We start from the raw sequence: 16,189 nt of genomic DNA, 5'->3' as shown, positions 1-16,189 counted from the left end.
CAAGAGCAGATAGGGACCAGGCGGTTTTCCCGCCCGGTCGGGTTTATTCGGCCTGGTTGCCCAGAACCCGTTGCCATGTCGCGATCTCGGCCTGCAGCTTTTCGTCATGGGCAGCGGGGCTGCGTTGATCGGTAGGGAAAGGTGCGGTGCCAACCGCGGCGAAGCGGTCCACAATTTTCTGGTCGTCGAGGGCGACCTGCAACGCGGCGTTCAGCGTTTCGACGATCTCGGGCGGCGTGCCGGCGGGTGCGTAAAGCCCGTGCCAGATGGTGAAGTCGAATCCGTCCAGACCCAGTTCCTGCAAGGCGGGCAGATCCTTCAATGCCTCCAGCCGATCGGCCGAGGTGACGGCGTAGCCTTTGACCGTGCCGCCTTCGAGCTGCGGGATCGCGGTTGTGGACTGGTCGCACATCACGTCGATGCTGCCAGCCATCAGATCGTTCATCGCCGGCCCGGTGCCCTGATAGGCGGCAAGCGTGAACTTGGCGTCCATCGCATTTTGCAGCAGCACCGCGCAGAGATGCGAGTTCGATCCGACGCCGGCATGGCCCACGGAAATATCCTCGCCGCCTTCCTTCATCCGTTGGATCAGGGTGGCGGCGTCGGGGGCGTCGAAATCCTTACGGGCCAGCAGGACCATCGGACCTTGATTGATCATCCCGATCGGGGCGAAAGCCGTCGCGGTGTCATAGGTCAGGTTGGGATAGAGGGTCTCGCCCGCCGCCAGTGAGACATGCGCGATCAGCAGCGTATAGCCGTCCGGATCGGCACGGGCCACGCGTGCTGCGCCAAGAGTGCCGCCGGCACCGCCTACGCTTTCGACCACCAGTTGCTGGCCCAGCGTTCCCGACATCGACTGGCCGACCAGACGCGCGATGGCGTCGCTTGGCCCGCCCGCAGCGAAAGGCACGACCAAGTTGACGGGACGTTCAGGATAGGTTTGCGCCCCTACCATCCCCGCCGCGAACGTAGCTGCGGTCGAGACAAGCACACGCAGAAAATTTCGCATGGATATTCCTCCCATGTTGTTGCTCCCGCTCCTCCCCGGAGCGGCCGGCACCTCTGTGCCGTCTTGCTCTTATATCATATCTCTTATATAAAACTATAGATGATTGACCGAGATGAACGTCTGCTGTGGAGGGCGGCGTGCAACCGGGATCACATATCAGGGAGGAGAATGAATATGTCTCAAGACCCATCGCAGCCAACACAGTCCGAGACAATGAGGCCCCCCGGAAAGGGTAGGGGTCGGCTGCTGAATCAGAGCTTTATCGGAGGGTTATGCCTGCTTGGGCTGGCTGGTAGCGCCTTCCTGGCCATGGGGGATCTGGCCAGCGGCAGCTTGCGGGCGATGGGTCCGGGCGGGATGCCGCGCGGCACGGCCTGGCTGATTGCCGTGATTGGGGCGGGGATGGTCGTCGCCGGCATTTTCCGCGGCGGTGAGGCGATTCCGCGAATCTCGGTGCGCGGGCCTGTCATCATCATGCTGGCCCTGGTCGTTTTCGCCTTCACGATAAGACCGACGCCCATCGGCTCGTTCACCACGCCTGGCATCGGCATCGTCGGAGCGGGACCGCTTGCCGTCCTGATCGCCGGCTTTGCCGAGCGGGACCGCGACTGGCTCGACCTTGCGATTCTTGCCGCGGCGCTGACGGCGTTCTGCATTCTGCTGTTCGGCTATCTGCTGAACCTGCCGATGCCCGCCTTTCCCGTGTCCTGGCTGAAATATTTCCCGGGCTGGAGCCAAAGGCAGGTGATGCTGCTGGTCTCGGGGGCGCTGCTGGTCGTTGCGCTGGCCTTATATCTTGTCCGGCGGCGCCGCGGAGGGAATGCCTGATGGAGCTTATCCAGAACCTTGGGCTGGGCTTTGCAGTCGCGCTGTCGCTGCAGAATCTGGGACTTTGCCTGCTGGGCTGCTTGGTCGGGACGTTGATCGGCGTGCTGCCGGGGGTGGGGCCCATCGCGACCATTGCCATGCTGCTGCCGATCACCTTCGGGCTGGATCCAGCGGGCGCGCTGATCATGCTGGCCGGTATCTATTACGGCGCGCAATACGGTGGCTCGACCACCGCCATCCTGGTCAATATCCCCGGCGAGGCCACTGCCGTCGTCACCACGCTGGACGGGCATGCGATGGCGCAGCGTGGACGGGCGGGGATCGCGCTGGGGATTGCGGCGATCGGGTCTTTCTTCGCCGGAACCGTGGCCACATTGATTATTGCCGCCCTTGGGCGACCCTTGACCGAACTGGCGATGCTGTTCAGGCCGGCCGAGTATTTCTCGCTGATGCTGATGGGGCTTGTGCTTGCCGTGGTGCTGGCCAGCGGTTCCGTCATCCGGGCGATCGGCATGGTGCTGGTGGGCGTATTGTTGTCTTGCGTCGGCACCGACATCGAGACCGGAGAAGCGCGGATGACACTCGGCTGGTTCTCACTTGCTGACGGGATCGATTTTTCCGTGCTGGCGATGGGGATCTTCGGCATCGCCGAGATCCTGCGCAACCTGGAGGTGACCGAGGCGCGAGACGTGGTGCGCGCCCGCATCGGCCGCCTGCTGCCGGGGCGCGAGGAAATGAGGCAGAGCGCCAAGCCCATCATGCGCGGTACGGTCCTGGGGGCCATCCTGGGACTCTTGCCGGGCAATGGCGCGGTGCTGGGGCCCTTTGCCAGCTATGCGGTGGAAAAGCGTCTGGCAAAGGATCCTTCGCGCTTCGGCAAGGGCGCAATCGAGGGCGTTGCAGGACCGGAATCGGCTAATAACGCGGGCGCACAGACCTCGTTCATCCCGATGCTGACGCTCGGCATTCCGCCCAACGCCGTCATGGCGTTGATGGTCGGCGCCATGACCATCTTCGGCATCGTGCCTGGGCCCCAGGTCATCACCGCGCATCCGCAACTGTTCTGGGGCATGATTGCCTCGATGTGGCTTGGCAACCTGATGCTGCTGCTGATCAACCTGCCGATGGTCGGGCTTTGGGTGCGGCTGCTGAAAGTGCCTTACCGGCTGATGTATCCAACCATTCTGGTCTTTTGCAGCGTGGGGATCTATTCGATCAACTCGCAGATCACGGATGTGCTGTTCATCGGCTTCTTCGGCTATGTCGGCTATGTGCTGGTCAAGGTTGGGTTCGAACCAGCACCCTTGCTGTTGGGTTTCGTGTTGGGATCGCTGATGGAGGAAAACCTGCGCCGGGCACTGGTCCTGTCGCGTGGCGATCCCTGGGTGTTCGTCACCAGCCCGATCAGCGCGGTCCTGTTGCTGATCTCGGTCGTAGTGCTGGTGCTGGCGTTGCTGCCCAGCGTCAGGCGTGAACGAGACGAGGTTTTCGCGGAGGCAGATTAAGCCGTCCGTCCTGAACAACCCCGAGGGTGTTGGTCGCGTTGGTCGTGGCGATCTGCTTGAAATACAAGAAAGCCCGGATCTGTGGTTCGGGCTTTCTGCTTCTTTTCGCTGTGCATGGGGCACCAGCCCCGAGCTTGTTATGTGGCCTGGATCTTATATATTATAAGATTACTGGAGGTATGCCGTTCCCGCAAAGCGAGCGGAAATCTGCGCCTTGTAACCGAGGAGTTCCGATGTCCGACGATCTTGTCGCCGCCAAGCCCCTTTATGCGCAGGTGCGCGACCAGCTTACGCGGCGACTGGTGTCGGGGGAATGGGTGCCGGGCATGCTGATCCCCAGCGAACATGAACTCGCCCGGCAGCTTCGCGTCAGCCAGGGTACGGTGCGCAAGGCGCTGGACGCGATGACGATGGACAATCTTCTGGTCCGGCGGCAGGGGCGCGGCACCTTCGTATCCCAGCCCGAGGATCCCAAGCTGCTGTTCCAGTTCTTCCGCCTGACGGCCGACGGCAAGGAGGCGGAGTTTCCCCTTTCGCAGATGCTGGGGAACGCCGAAGTGCCGGCCCCGCAAGAGGTTGCCGAGCCGCTGGGACTGGCCGAGGGCGCCCCGGTCGTTCGGATCGAGCGGGTGCGCTTGATGGCGGGCGCCCCGGTCATCAACGAGGTCTTGTGGCTGCCCGCCGCGCGCTTCGCCGGACTGGCCGGGCTCGATGGCATTCCCAACAACATCTACAAGCTTCTGTCGGCGAAATGGGGCGTGACGATCGCCCGAGCGGACGAGCAGCTGCGCGCCACGCTGGCCGATGCGCAGGATGCCGAGCGGCTGGGTTGCGCGGTCGGGCATCCGCTGATCGCCATCCAGCGGATCGCCTATGACCTCGAGGACAAGGCGGTGGAGCTGCGCCAGTCGCGCTGCCTGACCGATGCCGTGCATTACTCGGTCAGCTTGCGTTGATCCGGCATGCAACCGCGGCCCGGCGTCCCGATACCGTAAAGGTCCGTTGACGGTATCGGGACGGTGCCGGGCCTAGGGAACCAGCACGACCTTGGGCGAGGCAATGGCATTGCCGACCATACCGGCGAAGGCCGCGGAGCCATCGGCCAGGTCCCGGATGTCGGTCCAGTCGCAACGCCCGAGGCGGCCCTTGATGATCGCGGCGGTGCATTCCTCGAAGTCGCTGTGGCTATAGGTATAGGTGCCGATGAAGGTGATCTCCTGCAGCGTCATGCGCCGGATGTTCAGCCCGTCGGTCGCCTGCCCAAGGCCGATATGCAGGATGACCCCGCCTGGCCGCACCGTTTCGGAAGCCAACTCGCGGGTGGCGGCGAAACCGGCCGCATCGATCACCAGGTCGGGGGCAGCGCCAGACGGCGCACGTTCGACGACGGGGAAATCGTCGATCTCGGTCAAACGCTGGCGGCGGATGGCGTTCGGCTCGACGATGGTGACGTCGGTGCTGCCCAGGGCACGAGCGGCCAGGGCCGCACCGAAGCCGATCGCACCGCCGCCCAGGATCAGCACCCGCGTCGCCGGGCCGCCCAGGACGCGGTTGCCCAGCTTGACCGCGTGCCAGCCGCAGGCCAGCGGCTCGGCCAGGCAGGCGACGGTCGCCGGCAGGGCATCTGGAATGGCGACGAGGTTGCGCTCGGGCGAGGTGATGAATTCCGCGAACCCGCCCTCGCGCGGCGGCATCGAGATGATCTGCCGCTCGGGGCAGAGGTTGTCGCGCCCCTCTCGGCAGGCGGGGCAGGTGCCGCAGGTCGCCAGCGGGTTGACGGTGACGCGCTGGCCGGTGCGGGCGCCGCTGGCGATGGTGCCTGCGACCTCGTGGCCCAGGATCAGCGACGCCGGGCGGCGCTCGTCATGGCCCAGATAGGCGTGGATGTCCGAGCCGCAGATGCCGACGGCATCGACGCGCACCAGAACCTCGCCCGGCTTGGGGACGGGGTCCGGCACCTGTCGCATTTCCAGCGTGCGTTCCCCCGTATAGACCAGAGCTTTCATTTCGCGGTAAATCCCCCATCAACCATCAGGATCTGCCCGGTCACATAGGCGGACGCCTCCGAGCAGAGGAAAAGCAGCGGCCCGTCCATGTCCTCGGGCTCGCCGTTGCGGCCCAGGCAGGTCTGCGCCGCATTCCGTGCGGCCAATCCTTCGTCGGCAAAGACCGCCGCGGTCAGTTCCGTGCGAAAGAAGCCCGGCCCCAGCGCATTGGCGGTGATGCCCGAACCCGACCATGCCTCGGCCATGGCGCGCGTCATCTGCGCGACCGCGCCCTTGGACGCGCCATAGGCGATGCCGGCGGCAAAGGCGCGGAAGGATTGCAGCGAGGCGAAGTTGACGATCCGGCCCCAGCCTTTCTCCCGCATCGCGGGCACCATGGCCTGTGCCAGGAAGAAGGGCGCGCTGAGGTTCAGCGCCAGGGTCAGATCCCAGCCCTGCGGCGTCACCTTGTCCGCATGTTCGCGCGTGTTCACCCCCGCCGCGTTGACCAGGATGTCCGGCGCGCCGAAGGCCGCTGCCGCGTCCTGGGCGATCCGGGCCAGGCGGTCGCGATCGGCCAGGTCGGCGGCGAAGGGCCGGATGCGCCCTTCGCCCTGCCTGGCCAGCTCGGCCAGCTCGGCTTCGCGCCGGGCGATGGCGACGACCCTTGCGCCACGGCGGGCAAGGGTCAGGGCAGCTTGCCGCCCCAGCCCGCTGCTGGCCCCGGTCACGCAGGCGATCCGGCCTTCGACGGAAAACAGCTCCTGTTCCATGTCAGGCGCTGGCATTCAGTTCGAACCGGGCTTCGGGAAAGTATTTCTTCAGCCGGATGTCAGCGGTGCGGGCGTGCCCTTCCATCCCCTCCAGGCGCGAGATGCGGGCTGTCGCCTCGGCGATGGGGCGGGCGCCTTCGCGGGTCGCGCGCTGCCAGGTCACGACCTTCATGTATTTGTGGACGGAAAGCCCGCCGGTATAGCGTGCCGCGCCCGAGGTCGGCAGGACGTGGTTCGGCCCCGAAGCCTTGTCGCCGAATGCGACCGTGGTTTCCTCGCCCAGGAAAAGCGAGCCGTAGCATTGCAGGCGCTTGAGCCACCAATCCAGGTCGGCCGCCTGCACGGTCAGGTGTTCGGGCGCATAGTCGTCGGAGGTCGCCGCCATTTCCTCGCGATCCGCGCAAAGGATCACCTCGGCATAGTCGCGCCATGCCGCCTCGGCGTTCATGCGGTTGACCTCGGGCAGGTCGGCGATCAGTTCCGGGACCAGTTTCAGGACGGCCTGCGCAAGCTTTTCGTCGTCGGTGACGAGCCAGACGGGCGAGTTGTAGCCATGCTCGGCCTGGCCCACGAGGTCGGCGGCGACCACCAGCGGATCGGCGCTGGCATCGGCCAGGATCAGGCTGTCGGTCGGGCCGGCGAACATGTCGATGCCGACGCGGCCGAACAGGATGCGCTTGGCCTCGGCCACGAACTGGTTGCCGGGACCGACCAGGATGTCGGCCGGGGGGCAATCGAAAAGGCCGAAGGCCATGGCGGCGATGCCCTGCACGCCGCCAAGCGCCAGGATGCGATCCGCCCCGCACAGATCGGCAGTATAGACGATCGCCGGATTGATGCCGACGCCGGGACGCGGGGGCGAGCAGGCGGTGATGTGCTGGCAACCCGCGACCTTGGCCGTCGTGACCGTCATGATCGCCGAGGCGACATGGCTGTAGCGCCCGCCCGGCACGTAGCAGCCGACCGAACGGCAGGGGATGCTGCGCTGCCCGGTGGTCAGGCCCGGCACCAGCTCCAGCGAGAAGTCGCGCAGCGAATCGCGTTGCGCCTCGGCAAAGCGGCGGACGTTGTCATGGGCGAACTTGATGTCGTCCTGCAGCTTTTGCGGAACCTTGGCCTTGGCCGCCTCGATCTCGTCCCGCGTCAGGACGATGTTGCCGTCGTATTTGTCCAGCTCGAGCGCGTATTTGCGGGCGGCCGCCTCGCCGCCCTGCTCGATGTCGCCAAGAATCTTCTGGACGATCTCGCGGGTCTCGCCGGCGTCGGTGGTCGCGGTCTTCGGCGCTTTCTTCAGATAGTGCAGAGCCATGAAATTCTCCGGGTTCTCGTGATCGGCCTTGTGCTTCGGCGGCTCTGATCGAGCCGGTTGCGAAGCGTCCTCCTCTTGGCCATGGCGTGATGTAAGCGCTTTCATTTGGGCGATGCAAGCTTTTCTCAACGGTTCTGGTCAAATTATTCGCTTGCTGCGAAAGTGGCTGCCGATGCGCAGATCCAGCGAGGACAGGTTGTGAGCGAGAAAACGGTGCATGCGACGGTGGACGATGTGGCGGCGCTTGCGGGCGTGTCCACCGCGACCGTCTCGCGCTGCCTGAACGCCCCCGACCGCGTGGTGCCGGCGACGCGGGAAAAGGTCATGGAGGCGATTCGCGCCCTGAACTATTCCCCGAATTTCGGCGCCCGTGCCTTGGCGTCGCGGCGGACGGGCATTATCGGCGCAGTGATCCCGACGCTGGAGAACGCGGTCTTCGCGCATGGGATCGACGCCTTCGAACGCTCGCTTTCGCCGGGAAAGTTCGCGCTGCTTGTCGCCTCTTGCGGCTATGACCCGGAACGCGAAAAGCAGCAGATCGAGGCCCTGGTCGCGCGGGGAGCGGATGGTTTGCTGCTGGTCGGTTTCGATCGCGATCCCGCGATCTATGAATGGCTGGCCATCCGCAAGGTGCCTTACGTGCTGGCCTGGGCCTGCGGCGATTCGCACCCTTACGCGGGCTTCGACAACGTGGCAGGCATGGCTGCGATGGTGCGCATGGTTCTGGACCTGGGCCACAGGAACGTCGCGATGATCTCGGGGCTGACCCAGGGCAACGACCGGGCCAGGGGACGACTGGAGGGCGCCCGCGACCTGCTGGCGGGCGAGGGGCTTGCATTCCGCGGAGTGGCCGAGGTGCCATACGGCCTGGAAAGCGGTGCAAGGGCCTTTGCGGAGCTGATGGCGGATCGCAGCATCACCGCCGTCATCTGCGGCAACGACGTGCTTGCTGCCGGCGCCCTGCGCGCTGCGCATCGCATGGGGTTGCGCGTGCCCAGGGACGTGACGATCACCGGCTTCGACGACATCGACATCGCCTCGATCACCTTCCCCGAACTGACCACCGTGCGGGTTCCGCATACCCGCATGGGTGAGCAGGCGGCCGCCCTGCTACAGCAGCTTATTGAGGGCAAGCGCGGCGAAAGCGTGCTTTTGCCGACCGAGATCGTTGCGCGGGGAACCCATGCGCCGCCGGCGGCGCGAAGGCGATTCGCCAAGGCGTAATGCCCCGCCACGAAAACCCCGCGCTGGGCCGACCCAAGGCACGTCCCGATGCAACATACTTATAACAAACGATAAAATATTGGATCGCCTTGATCTCTTCTGGATCTCGCGCGTCTTTTGACGCGGCCGGATTGGAAAAAGATTGACTGTCCCAGGCATCTATGTAACCGCTTACATAGCTAAGGGAGGACGAGGATGTCACGCAAGGCAGTGGTGGGTGGCGCGACCATATTCGCGGCTCTTGCCCTTTGGTATGTTGCGACTTCGGTGACGCAGATGATCTCACCGGGCCGGTTTCCCTCGCCGGCGGACACCTGGGCGGCTTTCGGCCAGATCACCGGCGTCGGCTATGCCAATGGGGTGTTGATCGACCATGTCCTGCGCTCGGTCACGCTGGTCACGCTGGGCTTTCTGGTCGCGATCTGCACCGGGGTTCCCCTGGGCCTGTGGATGGGCTGGAGCCGCAAGGCCGAGGCGCTGATCAACCCGGTCTTCCTGATCATCCGCCCGATCCCGCCGCTGGCCTGGATCCCGCTGGCCATCCTGTGGCTGGGGCTGGGTGACATGGCCAAGATCCTGGTGATCTGGTTCGCCGCCTTCGTGCCCTCGGTCATCAACGCCTATGCGGGCGTGCGCAACCTCGACAAGACCCTGATCGAGGCGGCGCAGATGCTGGGCACGCCCTTCCTGACCTTCGTGCGCGAGATTCTGTTGCCGGGCGCCAGTCCGATGATCTTTACCGGGTTGCGGCTGTCCCTGCAGGCGTCCTGGACCACGCTGGTCGCAGCCGAGCTGGTCGGGGCGATGACCGGGCTGGGCCGGGTGCTGAACGCGGCGCAGCAGGATCTTTACCCCGGAATGATCCTGGTCGGGATGATCGTGGTGACGCTTTGCGGCTGGCTGATGACCGCGGCCCTGGGCGTCGCGGAGCGTCGCGCGCTTTCGTGGAATACCGCCTCGCAGGCAGGGGAATGAGGGACATGCGGATCTTCGACACCAACAACACCGTGGTTCTGGGGCTGATCGGATTCGGCGGCTTCCTGGCGGTCTGGACATTGCTCAGCCTTTCGGGGCTTATCCCCAGCCTGTTCCTGCCGTCGCCCGCCGCCGTGGTCGAGCGTTTCGTCTATCTGCTGAACCACAGGTTCGCCGGCGGCACCCTGGTCGACCATCTGGGGGCCAGCATGCTGCGCTTTGCGGGCGGCTTCGGCCTGGCGGTTCTGGTCGGCATCCCGCTGGGCCTGCTCATGGGCTGGTTCCGGCTGCTCGACGACATCGTGACGCCGCTGTTCGATGCGGTCCGCTTCATCGCGCCGATCGCCTGGGTGCCCTTTGCCGCACTGTGGTTCGGCACCGGCATCGGCGGGCCGATCATGATCATCTTTGCCGGCGCCTTCCCGCCCTGCCTGATCAACGCCTATCGCGGCGCGAAATTCGCCGACCCCCGCCTGATCGAGGCGGCGCGCATGCTGGGCACCCCGGACCGGCGGATGATCACCGAGATCCTGCTGCCCTCGGCCGTGCCCTCGATCATCGCCGGGCTGCGCATCTCGGCCGGGCTGGGCTGGCAGTCGCTGGTGGGGGCCGAGCTGATCGTCGCCTCGACCGGGATCGGCTACATGATGGTGCAGGGGCAGGGGAACGTTTCGACCACCACGGTCATGGCCGGGATGATCGGCATCGGTATCATCGGGCTTGTCATCGACGTCGTCCTGCGCCGGGTCGAGGAAGCGATCCTGCGCCGCCGTGGTCTCTCAGCATAATTCGAAAGGAATGGACGAATGGGAGCGATCCGCTTCGACAATGTCGGCCGCATCTATGGCAACAAGCAGGATGGTTTCGAGGCGCTGAAGGGCGTCGAGCTGGAAATCGCCGACAAGGAATTCATGGCGGTGGTCGGCCCTTCGGGCTGCGGCAAGACGACCTGCCTGCGCTTTGTCGCCGGGTTCGACCGCCCCACCTCGGGCATGGTCAGCGTGGACGGGGTCAAGGTGACGAAGCCCGGCCCCGACCGCGCCGTGGTGTTCCAGCAATTCGCGCTGATGCCCTGGAAGACGGTGCGCGAGAACATCGAGCTGGGCCTGCGCAACAAGGGCGTGCCCAGGGCCGAGCGCAGGGAACGCATCGACCGCATCCTGGCGCTGATGAACCTGACCGGCTATGCCGATGCCTTCCCCCACCAACTGTCGGGGGGCATGCAGCAGCGCGTCTCGATCGCGCGGGCCTATGTGCTGGACCCCGAGGTTCTGCTGATGGACGAACCCTTCGGCGCGCTCGACGCCCAGACCCGCGTCGTCATGCAGGAGGAGCTGGTGCGCTTGGCGCGGCGCAACCCGCGCACGGTCATGTTCATCACCCATGCCGTCGAGGAGGCCGTGTATCTGGCCGACCGCGTGGCGATCATGGCCCGCCAGCCGGGACGGGTGAAGGAAATCATCGACATCCGCTCGATCCGCGAGGCCGAGCGCTGGGACGACCACGAAAAGATCGAGGACGTGATGGACCTGGAAAGCTTCGTCCATCTGCGCACCCAGATATGGCGCAGCCTGCGCCAGGAAAAGGCGATGGAAATCGCCTGAGCAAGAACCAATCGATAACGGAAACAAGTTCCTGGGAGGAAAAACATGAGAACCGGCATTTGCGCGGGCCTTGCCCTTGGCATGGCGATGGCAGGCGGGGCGGCCAGCGCCGAAGCGATCCGCGTCAGCTATCAGCCATCGCTTTATTGGGCGCTGCCCTTCCATGTGGCGAGCGAGAAGGGCTGGTGGTCCGAGGTTGAGCTGGAGCCCGAATTCGTCACCTTCCCGGCGGGCGCGCCGCAGATTGCCGCCGCGCAGGCGAAGGACTGGGATGTCGGCGGCACCGGCTCGGTCCCCGCGATCCTGGGGGCCTCCCGCTTCGGGCTGAAGACCATCGGCCTGACCAACGACGAATCGCGCACCAACGCGATCATGACCGCCAAGGCCGACATCGAGGCGGTGAAGGCCGATCCCGGTGTGATCAAAAGCCTGCTGGTCACGACCAATTCGACCGCAGATTTCACCGCCCGCGCCTGCCTTGAGAAATGGGGTATCGATCCGGCCTCGGTCGAATTCGTGAATTTGGCCCAGGCGCAGATCATCTCGGCCGTGATCAGCGGCAACGGCCGCTTTGCCGGGGTTTGGGCGCCGAACACCTATACGCTGCAGGAACGTGCGGAATACGACTATCTGTGTTCCGGCGCCGATGCCGACGCCATCGTTCCCGGCGCGCTGGTCGTGCGCGAGGATTTCGCTTCGCAAAACCCCGAGGCGGTTCAGAAATTCCTGGCCGTCTATCTGAAGAGCATTCGCTGGATCAAGGCCAACCCGGAAGAGGCCAGGGAGATGCTGGTCGATTTCTATTCGGAGGGCGGGGTCGAGATCTCGGACGCCGGCGCGAAGGCCGAATTCGAACTGCGCCCGACCTTCACCCTGGACGAACAGCTTGCGCTTATGGCGCGGGAAGGCGGCGCATCGGAGGTCGATGGCTGGATGACGCGCATCGGCGAGTTCATGACGAGTGTCGGCACCATCCCGCAGGCGCCCGAGGCCGAAGGCTATATCGACCCCAGCTATCTGCAGGGCGTAAAGGAAAACACGGCGCTGGCCGAATTCGTCGACGCCGATTGAGGGACGCTTCCCCCGAAGCGCAAATGGCCGGGCGATGTCCCGGCCATTTTTCGTCCCTTGCCCGCCTCAGGTCAGCGACACCTGATAGGCCAGGCTGTCGGTCCGACACAGGCTGCGCCTCCGCTCGACCGGATGTCCCATGATGTCGAAGGCCACGCGGTCCACGCAGAGCAGCGGCGTCCCGGTGCCGACATTCAGGGCTGCGGCGGATTCGCCATCGGCCAGGACCGCGGAAATCGATTCGTCAGCGCGCAGGATGATGCAGCCATAGTTCTGCTGATACAGCACATAGAGCGTGTTCGGCAGCGGTGCGCGCTGGTCGAGGCCGACAAAGCGGCTTGCCGAAACTACCGCCGTTTCCAACACGCTGGGCACGCCTTTGAGGCTGCGCACGCGACGGATCTCATAGACGTTCTTCGGCTCGCCATCCAACCCCTTGCGCTCAGCCGCCAAGGCGCGGCGGTTCGTCACCACCTCGCTGACCAGTTCGGGGCGGATCATCTGCCCGTCCGGCTGCCGCAAGCGAAAAAAATTGAACAACGAACTGTCCGGTGTCCGGGCCGTGACGAAGGTGCCACGCCCCTGTTCGCGCCGGACGATGCCATGCTGCTCCAGCATCATCAGCGACTTGCGCGCGGTTCCCTGCGACACGCCCGTCTCGGCGGCGATCTGCATCTCGCTTGGCAGCATCGAGCCCGGCAACAACTCGCCAGACGAGATCTGCGCCACGATTCTGTCGATCACTTTCTGGTAGAGGGGTGCGGCCATGTCCGGGTCCTTCAGGTTTGCCCACACCTATCATGCGGGCTGCATGTCGCACAAGAAATCATGAAATAAGTCTTGTATAAGATGTCATGTATATGATAACTGTTGCCTCGTAGGTTCATGCTGCTATCCAGAGGAGGGGCACTTGAGGAATATTCCACAACTTCTTGTCCACGATCATGCGGACAACGTTGGTGTCGTCGTGGTCGAGGATCTGAAGGCGGGCACCGAGATGCTGTGCGTCGTGACGTCCGACAACTCGGACTTTCGCCTGACCGCCAAGGCCGACATTCCTATTGGCCACAAGGTGGCGCTGAAGGCGCTGAAGGCCGGCGATACGGTCATCAAGTATCACGAGGACATCGGCAAGATGGTCGGCGATGCCGAGGTTGGCGGCCACGTCCATACCCACAACTGCAAAACGAAACGGTGGTAAGTCATGGCTCTTGATTTCAGCAATGCGACCGTCAAGGCATGGCGTCGCGAGAATGGCCGCGTCGGCGTGCGCAACCACGTCCTGATCCTGCCGGTCGATGACATCTCGAACGCGGCCTGCGAGGCGGTGGCCAACAACGTCAAGGGCACGCTGGCCATCCCGCACGCCTATGGCCGCCTGCAATTCGGCGAGGATCTGGAGCTGCACTTCCGCACCATCATCGGCACCGGCGCGAACCCCAACGTCGCCGCGGTGGTGGTGATCGGGATCGAGCCGGAATGGACGCAGGTGATCGTCGACGGCATTGCCAAGACCGGCAAGCCCGTCACCGGCTTCTCGATCGAGCAGAAGGGCGATTTCGAAACCATCCGCCAGGCAGGCTGGAAGGCCAAGGAATATGTCCACTGGGCGTCCGAACTGCAAAAGGAAGACTGCCCGATCTCGGACCTGTGGATCTCGACCAAATGCGGCGAAAGCGACACGACCACCGGCCTGTCCTCCTGCCCGACGGTCGGCAACATGTATGACAAGCTCTTGCCGCAGGGCATCTATGGCTGCTTCGGCGAGACCTCGGAAATCACCGGGGCCGAGCATATCTGTGAAAAGCGCGCCGCCAATCCCGAAGCGGCCGCCAAGTTCAAGAAGATCTGGCAAGCCTATTCGGACGACGTGATCTTCGCCCACCAGACCGACGACCTTTCGGACAGCCAGCCGACCAAGGGCAACATTCTTGGCGGCCTGACCACCATCGAGGAAAAGGCGCTCGGGAACCTGGAAAAGATCGGGCGCACCTCGACTTATATCGACGCCATGGGGCCTGCCGAAACGCCGTCCAAGGGGCCGGGCCTCTATTTCATGGACAGCTCTTCCGCGGCGGCCGAATGCGTCACGCTGATGGCGGCGGGCGGCTATGTCATCCACACCTTCCCCACCGGGCAGGGCAACGTGGTCGGCAACCCCATCGTTCCGGTCATCAAGATCTCGGGCAACCCGCGCACCCTGCGCACCATGTCCGAACATATCGACGTGGACGTGACCGGCGTGCTGACGCGCGAGATGACCATCGACCAGGCGGGCGACGCGCTGATCGAAATGATCATCCGCACGGCGAATGGCCGCATGACGGCTGCCGAGGCCCTGGGCCATCGCGAATTCTCGATGACCAAGCTCTATCGCAGCGCCTGAGCGATCATTGACGAACGCCAGCCCTGCCGTGGCGGGGCTGGCGGATGCCCTTGGCTCCATCGTTCTCTTCCTGCCGCTTCGTGCGGCCAAAAGGCGGCACATGCCGTTAGTGACGGACGCGCCGTAGGACATTGCGTCCGGCGGTTACTCCTCATTTGATGCTCGGATCCAATCCAAATGGTAGAATCAACAAACCAAGCGCGATCATCAGGGCGCGCGGGACGGTGGAAGCAGACCGGGGCGAAGCTGTTTCCCGGCATTGCCGTCTCGCTGCTCGTGGCGGTCACGGCGCAGTTCCTGTCCGACCATTACGGCGCCCCTGCCATGCTGCTGGCCTTGCTGATGGGGCTGGCACTGAACTTCCTGGCCGAGGAAGGCACGCGCACCAAGTCGGGGATCGAATATTCGGCCCGCACGGTATTGCGGCTGGGTGTCGCACTGCTCGGGGCGCGCATTTCGGTCGACATGCTGACGGAACTCGGCGGTGTGATGATCCTGCTGGTCATCGGCGGCGTGGTCGCGACGATCCTGTTCGGAATGGTGGCGGCCAGGTTCTTCGGCAGGGGTTGGCGCATGGCACTGCTTTCCGGCGGTGCAGTGGCGATCTGTGGCGCTTCCGCCGCCATGGCCATTGCGGCGGTCCTGCCGAAAACCGACAAATCCGAACGCAATCTGGCCTTTACCGTCATGGCGGTGACGGTGCTGTCTACCATCGCCATGATCGCCTATCCGCCGCTGTCGTCCTGGTTCGGCTTCACGCCGTTGGAATCGGGTGTCTTTCTCGGCGGGACGATTCACGATGTTGCGCAGGTGGTCGGGGCAGGCTTCTCGGTCAGCCCCGAGGTCGGCGAGACGGCGACCGTGGTCAAGCTCATCCGGGTCTCGATGCTGGCGCCCGTGGTGCTGGTCTTTTCCCTGGCGATCCGCGCCGGCAGGCTGGATGCCGATGCGCCGGGCGGCACCAGGCCGCCCCTGCTGCCGTCCTTCGTCATCTGGTTTCTGGTGCTGGCCGGGCTGAACTCCTTCGGGTTCATCCCCGTATCGGTCTCATACCTGGCCGAGCAACTCAGCCGCTGGGCCTTGCTGGCGGCGATCGCTGCCGTGGGGATCAAGACGTCGCTGGTGCGCATGATGGAGGTCGGCGGCACCGCAATCGGCCTCGTCGTGGTCGAGACCGTTTTCCTGGCCGGTTTCGTTCTGGCCGGCGTCCACCTGATTGGCTGAAGGCATCGCTGATGCGGATGATGTTCCGAAAGATTCTTATAGCGAACCGTGGTGAGATAGCGATCCGCGTGATGCGGGCTGCGAACGAGCTGGGCAAGAAGACGGTCGCGGTCTATGCCGAGGAAGACAAGCTGAGCCTGCACCGCTTCAAGGCGGACGAGGCCTACCGCATCGGCGGCGGCCTGGGGCCGGTGGCGGCCTATCTCAGCATCGCCGAGATCATCCGCGTCGCCAGGGAATCGGGCGCCGACGCCATCCATCCGGGCTACGGGCTGCTCAGCGAGAACCCCGATTTC

At 64.6% G+C, this 16,189-nt stretch carries 17 protein-coding genes; 12 read left to right on the top strand and 5 right to left on the bottom strand.

Annotation, left to right across the window (positions count from 1 at the left end):
- Window positions 1-43: 43 nt before the first annotated feature.
- A complete protein-coding gene (locus FE811_RS15840; protein WP_036759420.1) occupies window positions 44-1,009 on the bottom strand; it encodes a tripartite tricarboxylate transporter substrate-binding protein in 966 nt (321 codons plus the stop codon).
- Between the two features lie 99 nt (window positions 1,010-1,108).
- Here FE811_RS15840 and FE811_RS15835 point away from each other — a divergent pair, with 99 nt between their 5' ends.
- From FE811_RS15835 to FE811_RS15825, 3 genes are all read left to right on the top strand, one after another.
- The gene (locus tag FE811_RS15835; RefSeq protein ID WP_219848890.1) at window positions 1,109-1,837 is read left to right on the top strand and encodes a tripartite tricarboxylate transporter TctB family protein; all 729 of its coding nucleotides are present in this window, start codon (window positions 1,109-1,111) and stop codon (window positions 1,835-1,837) included.
- The gene (locus FE811_RS15830; RefSeq protein WP_208021409.1) at window positions 1,837-3,342 is read left to right on the top strand and encodes a tripartite tricarboxylate transporter permease; all 1,506 of its coding nucleotides are present in this window, start codon (window positions 1,837-1,839) and stop codon (window positions 3,340-3,342) included. Before FE811_RS15835 ends, FE811_RS15830 begins: the two co-directional genes overlap by 1 nt.
- 233 nt (window positions 3,343-3,575) lie before the next feature.
- On the top strand, window positions 3,576-4,298 hold the full coding sequence (locus tag FE811_RS15825) for a GntR family transcriptional regulator (protein WP_036759425.1): 723 nt from the start codon (window positions 3,576-3,578) through the stop codon (window positions 4,296-4,298).
- Between the two features lie 72 nt (window positions 4,299-4,370).
- Here the strand turns inward: FE811_RS15825 and FE811_RS15820 are convergent, their stop codons facing one another.
- Genes FE811_RS15820 through hisD form a run of 3 tightly spaced genes read right to left on the bottom strand, consistent with a single transcriptional unit; the run spans window position 4,371 to window position 7,409 of the window.
- Window positions 4,371-5,348: a zinc-binding dehydrogenase gene (locus tag FE811_RS15820; RefSeq protein ID WP_140848085.1), complete on the bottom strand. Its 978-nt coding sequence runs from the start codon at window positions 5,346-5,348 to the stop codon at window positions 4,371-4,373.
- Window positions 5,345-6,100, bottom strand: a complete 756-nt coding sequence (locus FE811_RS15815) for an SDR family NAD(P)-dependent oxidoreductase (RefSeq protein WP_255469748.1) — start codon at window positions 6,098-6,100, stop codon at window positions 5,345-5,347. Before FE811_RS15815 ends, FE811_RS15820 begins: the two co-directional genes overlap by 4 nt.
- Before the next feature lies 1 nt (window position 6,101).
- Window positions 6,102-7,409 (bottom strand): histidinol dehydrogenase, encoded by a 1,308-nt coding sequence (gene hisD, locus FE811_RS15810; RefSeq protein ID WP_140848082.1) that lies wholly within the window; start codon window positions 7,407-7,409, stop codon window positions 6,102-6,104.
- A 198-nt stretch (window positions 7,410-7,607) separates the two neighbouring features.
- Between hisD and FE811_RS15805 the strand changes: the two genes are divergently transcribed.
- The 5 genes from FE811_RS15805 to FE811_RS15785 all read left to right on the top strand — a co-directional run bounded on the left by FE811_RS15805 (window position 7,608) and on the right by FE811_RS15785 (window position 12,283).
- Window positions 7,608-8,633: a LacI family DNA-binding transcriptional regulator gene (locus FE811_RS15805; protein WP_114536173.1), complete on the top strand. Its 1,026-nt coding sequence runs from the start codon at window positions 7,608-7,610 to the stop codon at window positions 8,631-8,633.
- A 195-nt stretch (window positions 8,634-8,828) separates the two neighbouring features.
- Window positions 8,829-9,608, top strand: a complete 780-nt coding sequence (locus FE811_RS15800; RefSeq protein ID WP_036759434.1) for an ABC transporter permease — start codon at window positions 8,829-8,831, stop codon at window positions 9,606-9,608.
- A 5-nt stretch (window positions 9,609-9,613) separates the two neighbouring features.
- A complete protein-coding gene (locus tag FE811_RS15795) occupies window positions 9,614-10,396 on the top strand; it encodes an ABC transporter permease (protein ID WP_036759445.1) in 783 nt (260 codons plus the stop codon).
- Window positions 10,397-10,414: 18 nt separating this feature from the next.
- Window positions 10,415-11,212 (top strand): ABC transporter ATP-binding protein, encoded by a 798-nt coding sequence (locus FE811_RS15790; RefSeq protein ID WP_036759435.1) that lies wholly within the window; start codon window positions 10,415-10,417, stop codon window positions 11,210-11,212.
- 45 nt (window positions 11,213-11,257) lie between these two features.
- On the top strand, window positions 11,258-12,283 hold the full coding sequence (locus FE811_RS15785) for an ABC transporter substrate-binding protein (protein ID WP_140848080.1): 1,026 nt from the start codon (window positions 11,258-11,260) through the stop codon (window positions 12,281-12,283).
- Between the two features lie 66 nt (window positions 12,284-12,349).
- On the opposite strand, the gene FE811_RS15780 is transcribed toward FE811_RS15785, so the two are convergent.
- A complete protein-coding gene (locus FE811_RS15780) occupies window positions 12,350-13,051 on the bottom strand; it encodes a GntR family transcriptional regulator (protein WP_052096201.1) in 702 nt (233 codons plus the stop codon).
- 142 nt (window positions 13,052-13,193) lie between these two features.
- Between FE811_RS15780 and FE811_RS15775 the strand changes: the two genes are divergently transcribed.
- The 4 genes from FE811_RS15775 to FE811_RS15760 all read left to right on the top strand — a co-directional run.
- Window positions 13,194-13,484, top strand: coding sequence for a UxaA family hydrolase (locus FE811_RS15775; protein WP_036759437.1), 291 nt, complete (start codon window positions 13,194-13,196; stop codon window positions 13,482-13,484).
- Window positions 13,485-13,487: 3 nt separating this feature from the next.
- Window positions 13,488-14,669 carry a UxaA family hydrolase gene (locus FE811_RS15770; RefSeq protein ID WP_036759439.1) on the top strand — a complete coding sequence of 394 codons (1,182 nt, stop codon included), beginning with the start codon at window positions 13,488-13,490 and terminating at the stop codon, window positions 14,667-14,669.
- Window positions 14,670-14,846: 177 nt separating this feature from the next.
- Window positions 14,847-15,893 (top strand): YeiH family protein, encoded by a 1,047-nt coding sequence (locus FE811_RS15765; RefSeq protein WP_140848078.1) that lies wholly within the window; start codon window positions 14,847-14,849, stop codon window positions 15,891-15,893.
- Between the two features lie 20 nt (window positions 15,894-15,913).
- A partial coding sequence (locus FE811_RS15760) for a biotin carboxylase N-terminal domain-containing protein (RefSeq protein ID WP_140848101.1) occupies window positions 15,914-16,189 on the top strand: 276 nt, incomplete at its 3' end.

Source organism: Paracoccus sp. FO-3 (assembly GCF_006386455.1).
GTDB classification, from domain to species: Bacteria; Pseudomonadota; Alphaproteobacteria; order Rhodobacterales; family Rhodobacteraceae; genus Paracoccus; species Paracoccus versutus.
The sequence above is the reverse complement of the archived record's forward strand: the minus strand, read 5'-3'. Positions and strand labels throughout refer to the sequence as shown.

Coding starts and splice junctions, on each gene's coding strand:
- FE811_RS15830 (WP_208021409.1), top strand. CDS start 1,837: ATGGAGCTTATCCAGAACCTTGGGCTGGGCTTTGCAGTCGCGCTGTCG.
- FE811_RS15840 (WP_036759420.1), bottom strand. CDS start 1,009: ATGCGAAATTTTCTGCGTGTGCTTGTCTCGACCGCAGCTACGTTCGCG.
- FE811_RS15790 (WP_036759435.1), top strand. CDS start 10,415: ATGGGAGCGATCCGCTTCGACAATGTCGGCCGCATCTATGGCAACAAG.
- FE811_RS15835 (WP_219848890.1), top strand. CDS start 1,109: ATGATTGACCGAGATGAACGTCTGCTGTGGAGGGCGGCGTGCAACCGG.
- FE811_RS15815 (WP_255469748.1), bottom strand. CDS start 6,100: ATGGAACAGGAGCTGTTTTCCGTCGAAGGCCGGATCGCCTGCGTGACC.
- FE811_RS15785 (WP_140848080.1), top strand. CDS start 11,258: ATGAGAACCGGCATTTGCGCGGGCCTTGCCCTTGGCATGGCGATGGCA.
- FE811_RS15825 (WP_036759425.1), top strand. CDS start 3,576: ATGTCCGACGATCTTGTCGCCGCCAAGCCCCTTTATGCGCAGGTGCGC.
- hisD (WP_140848082.1), bottom strand. CDS start 7,409: ATGGCTCTGCACTATCTGAAGAAAGCGCCGAAGACCGCGACCACCGAC.
- FE811_RS15795 (WP_036759445.1), top strand. CDS start 9,614: ATGCGGATCTTCGACACCAACAACACCGTGGTTCTGGGGCTGATCGGA.
- FE811_RS15765 (WP_140848078.1), top strand. CDS start 14,847: ATGGTAGAATCAACAAACCAAGCGCGATCATCAGGGCGCGCGGGACGG.
- FE811_RS15800 (WP_036759434.1), top strand. CDS start 8,829: ATGTCACGCAAGGCAGTGGTGGGTGGCGCGACCATATTCGCGGCTCTT.
- FE811_RS15780 (WP_052096201.1), bottom strand. CDS start 13,051: ATGGCCGCACCCCTCTACCAGAAAGTGATCGACAGAATCGTGGCGCAG.
- FE811_RS15770 (WP_036759439.1), top strand. CDS start 13,488: ATGGCTCTTGATTTCAGCAATGCGACCGTCAAGGCATGGCGTCGCGAG.
- FE811_RS15820 (WP_140848085.1), bottom strand. CDS start 5,348: ATGAAAGCTCTGGTCTATACGGGGGAACGCACGCTGGAAATGCGACAG.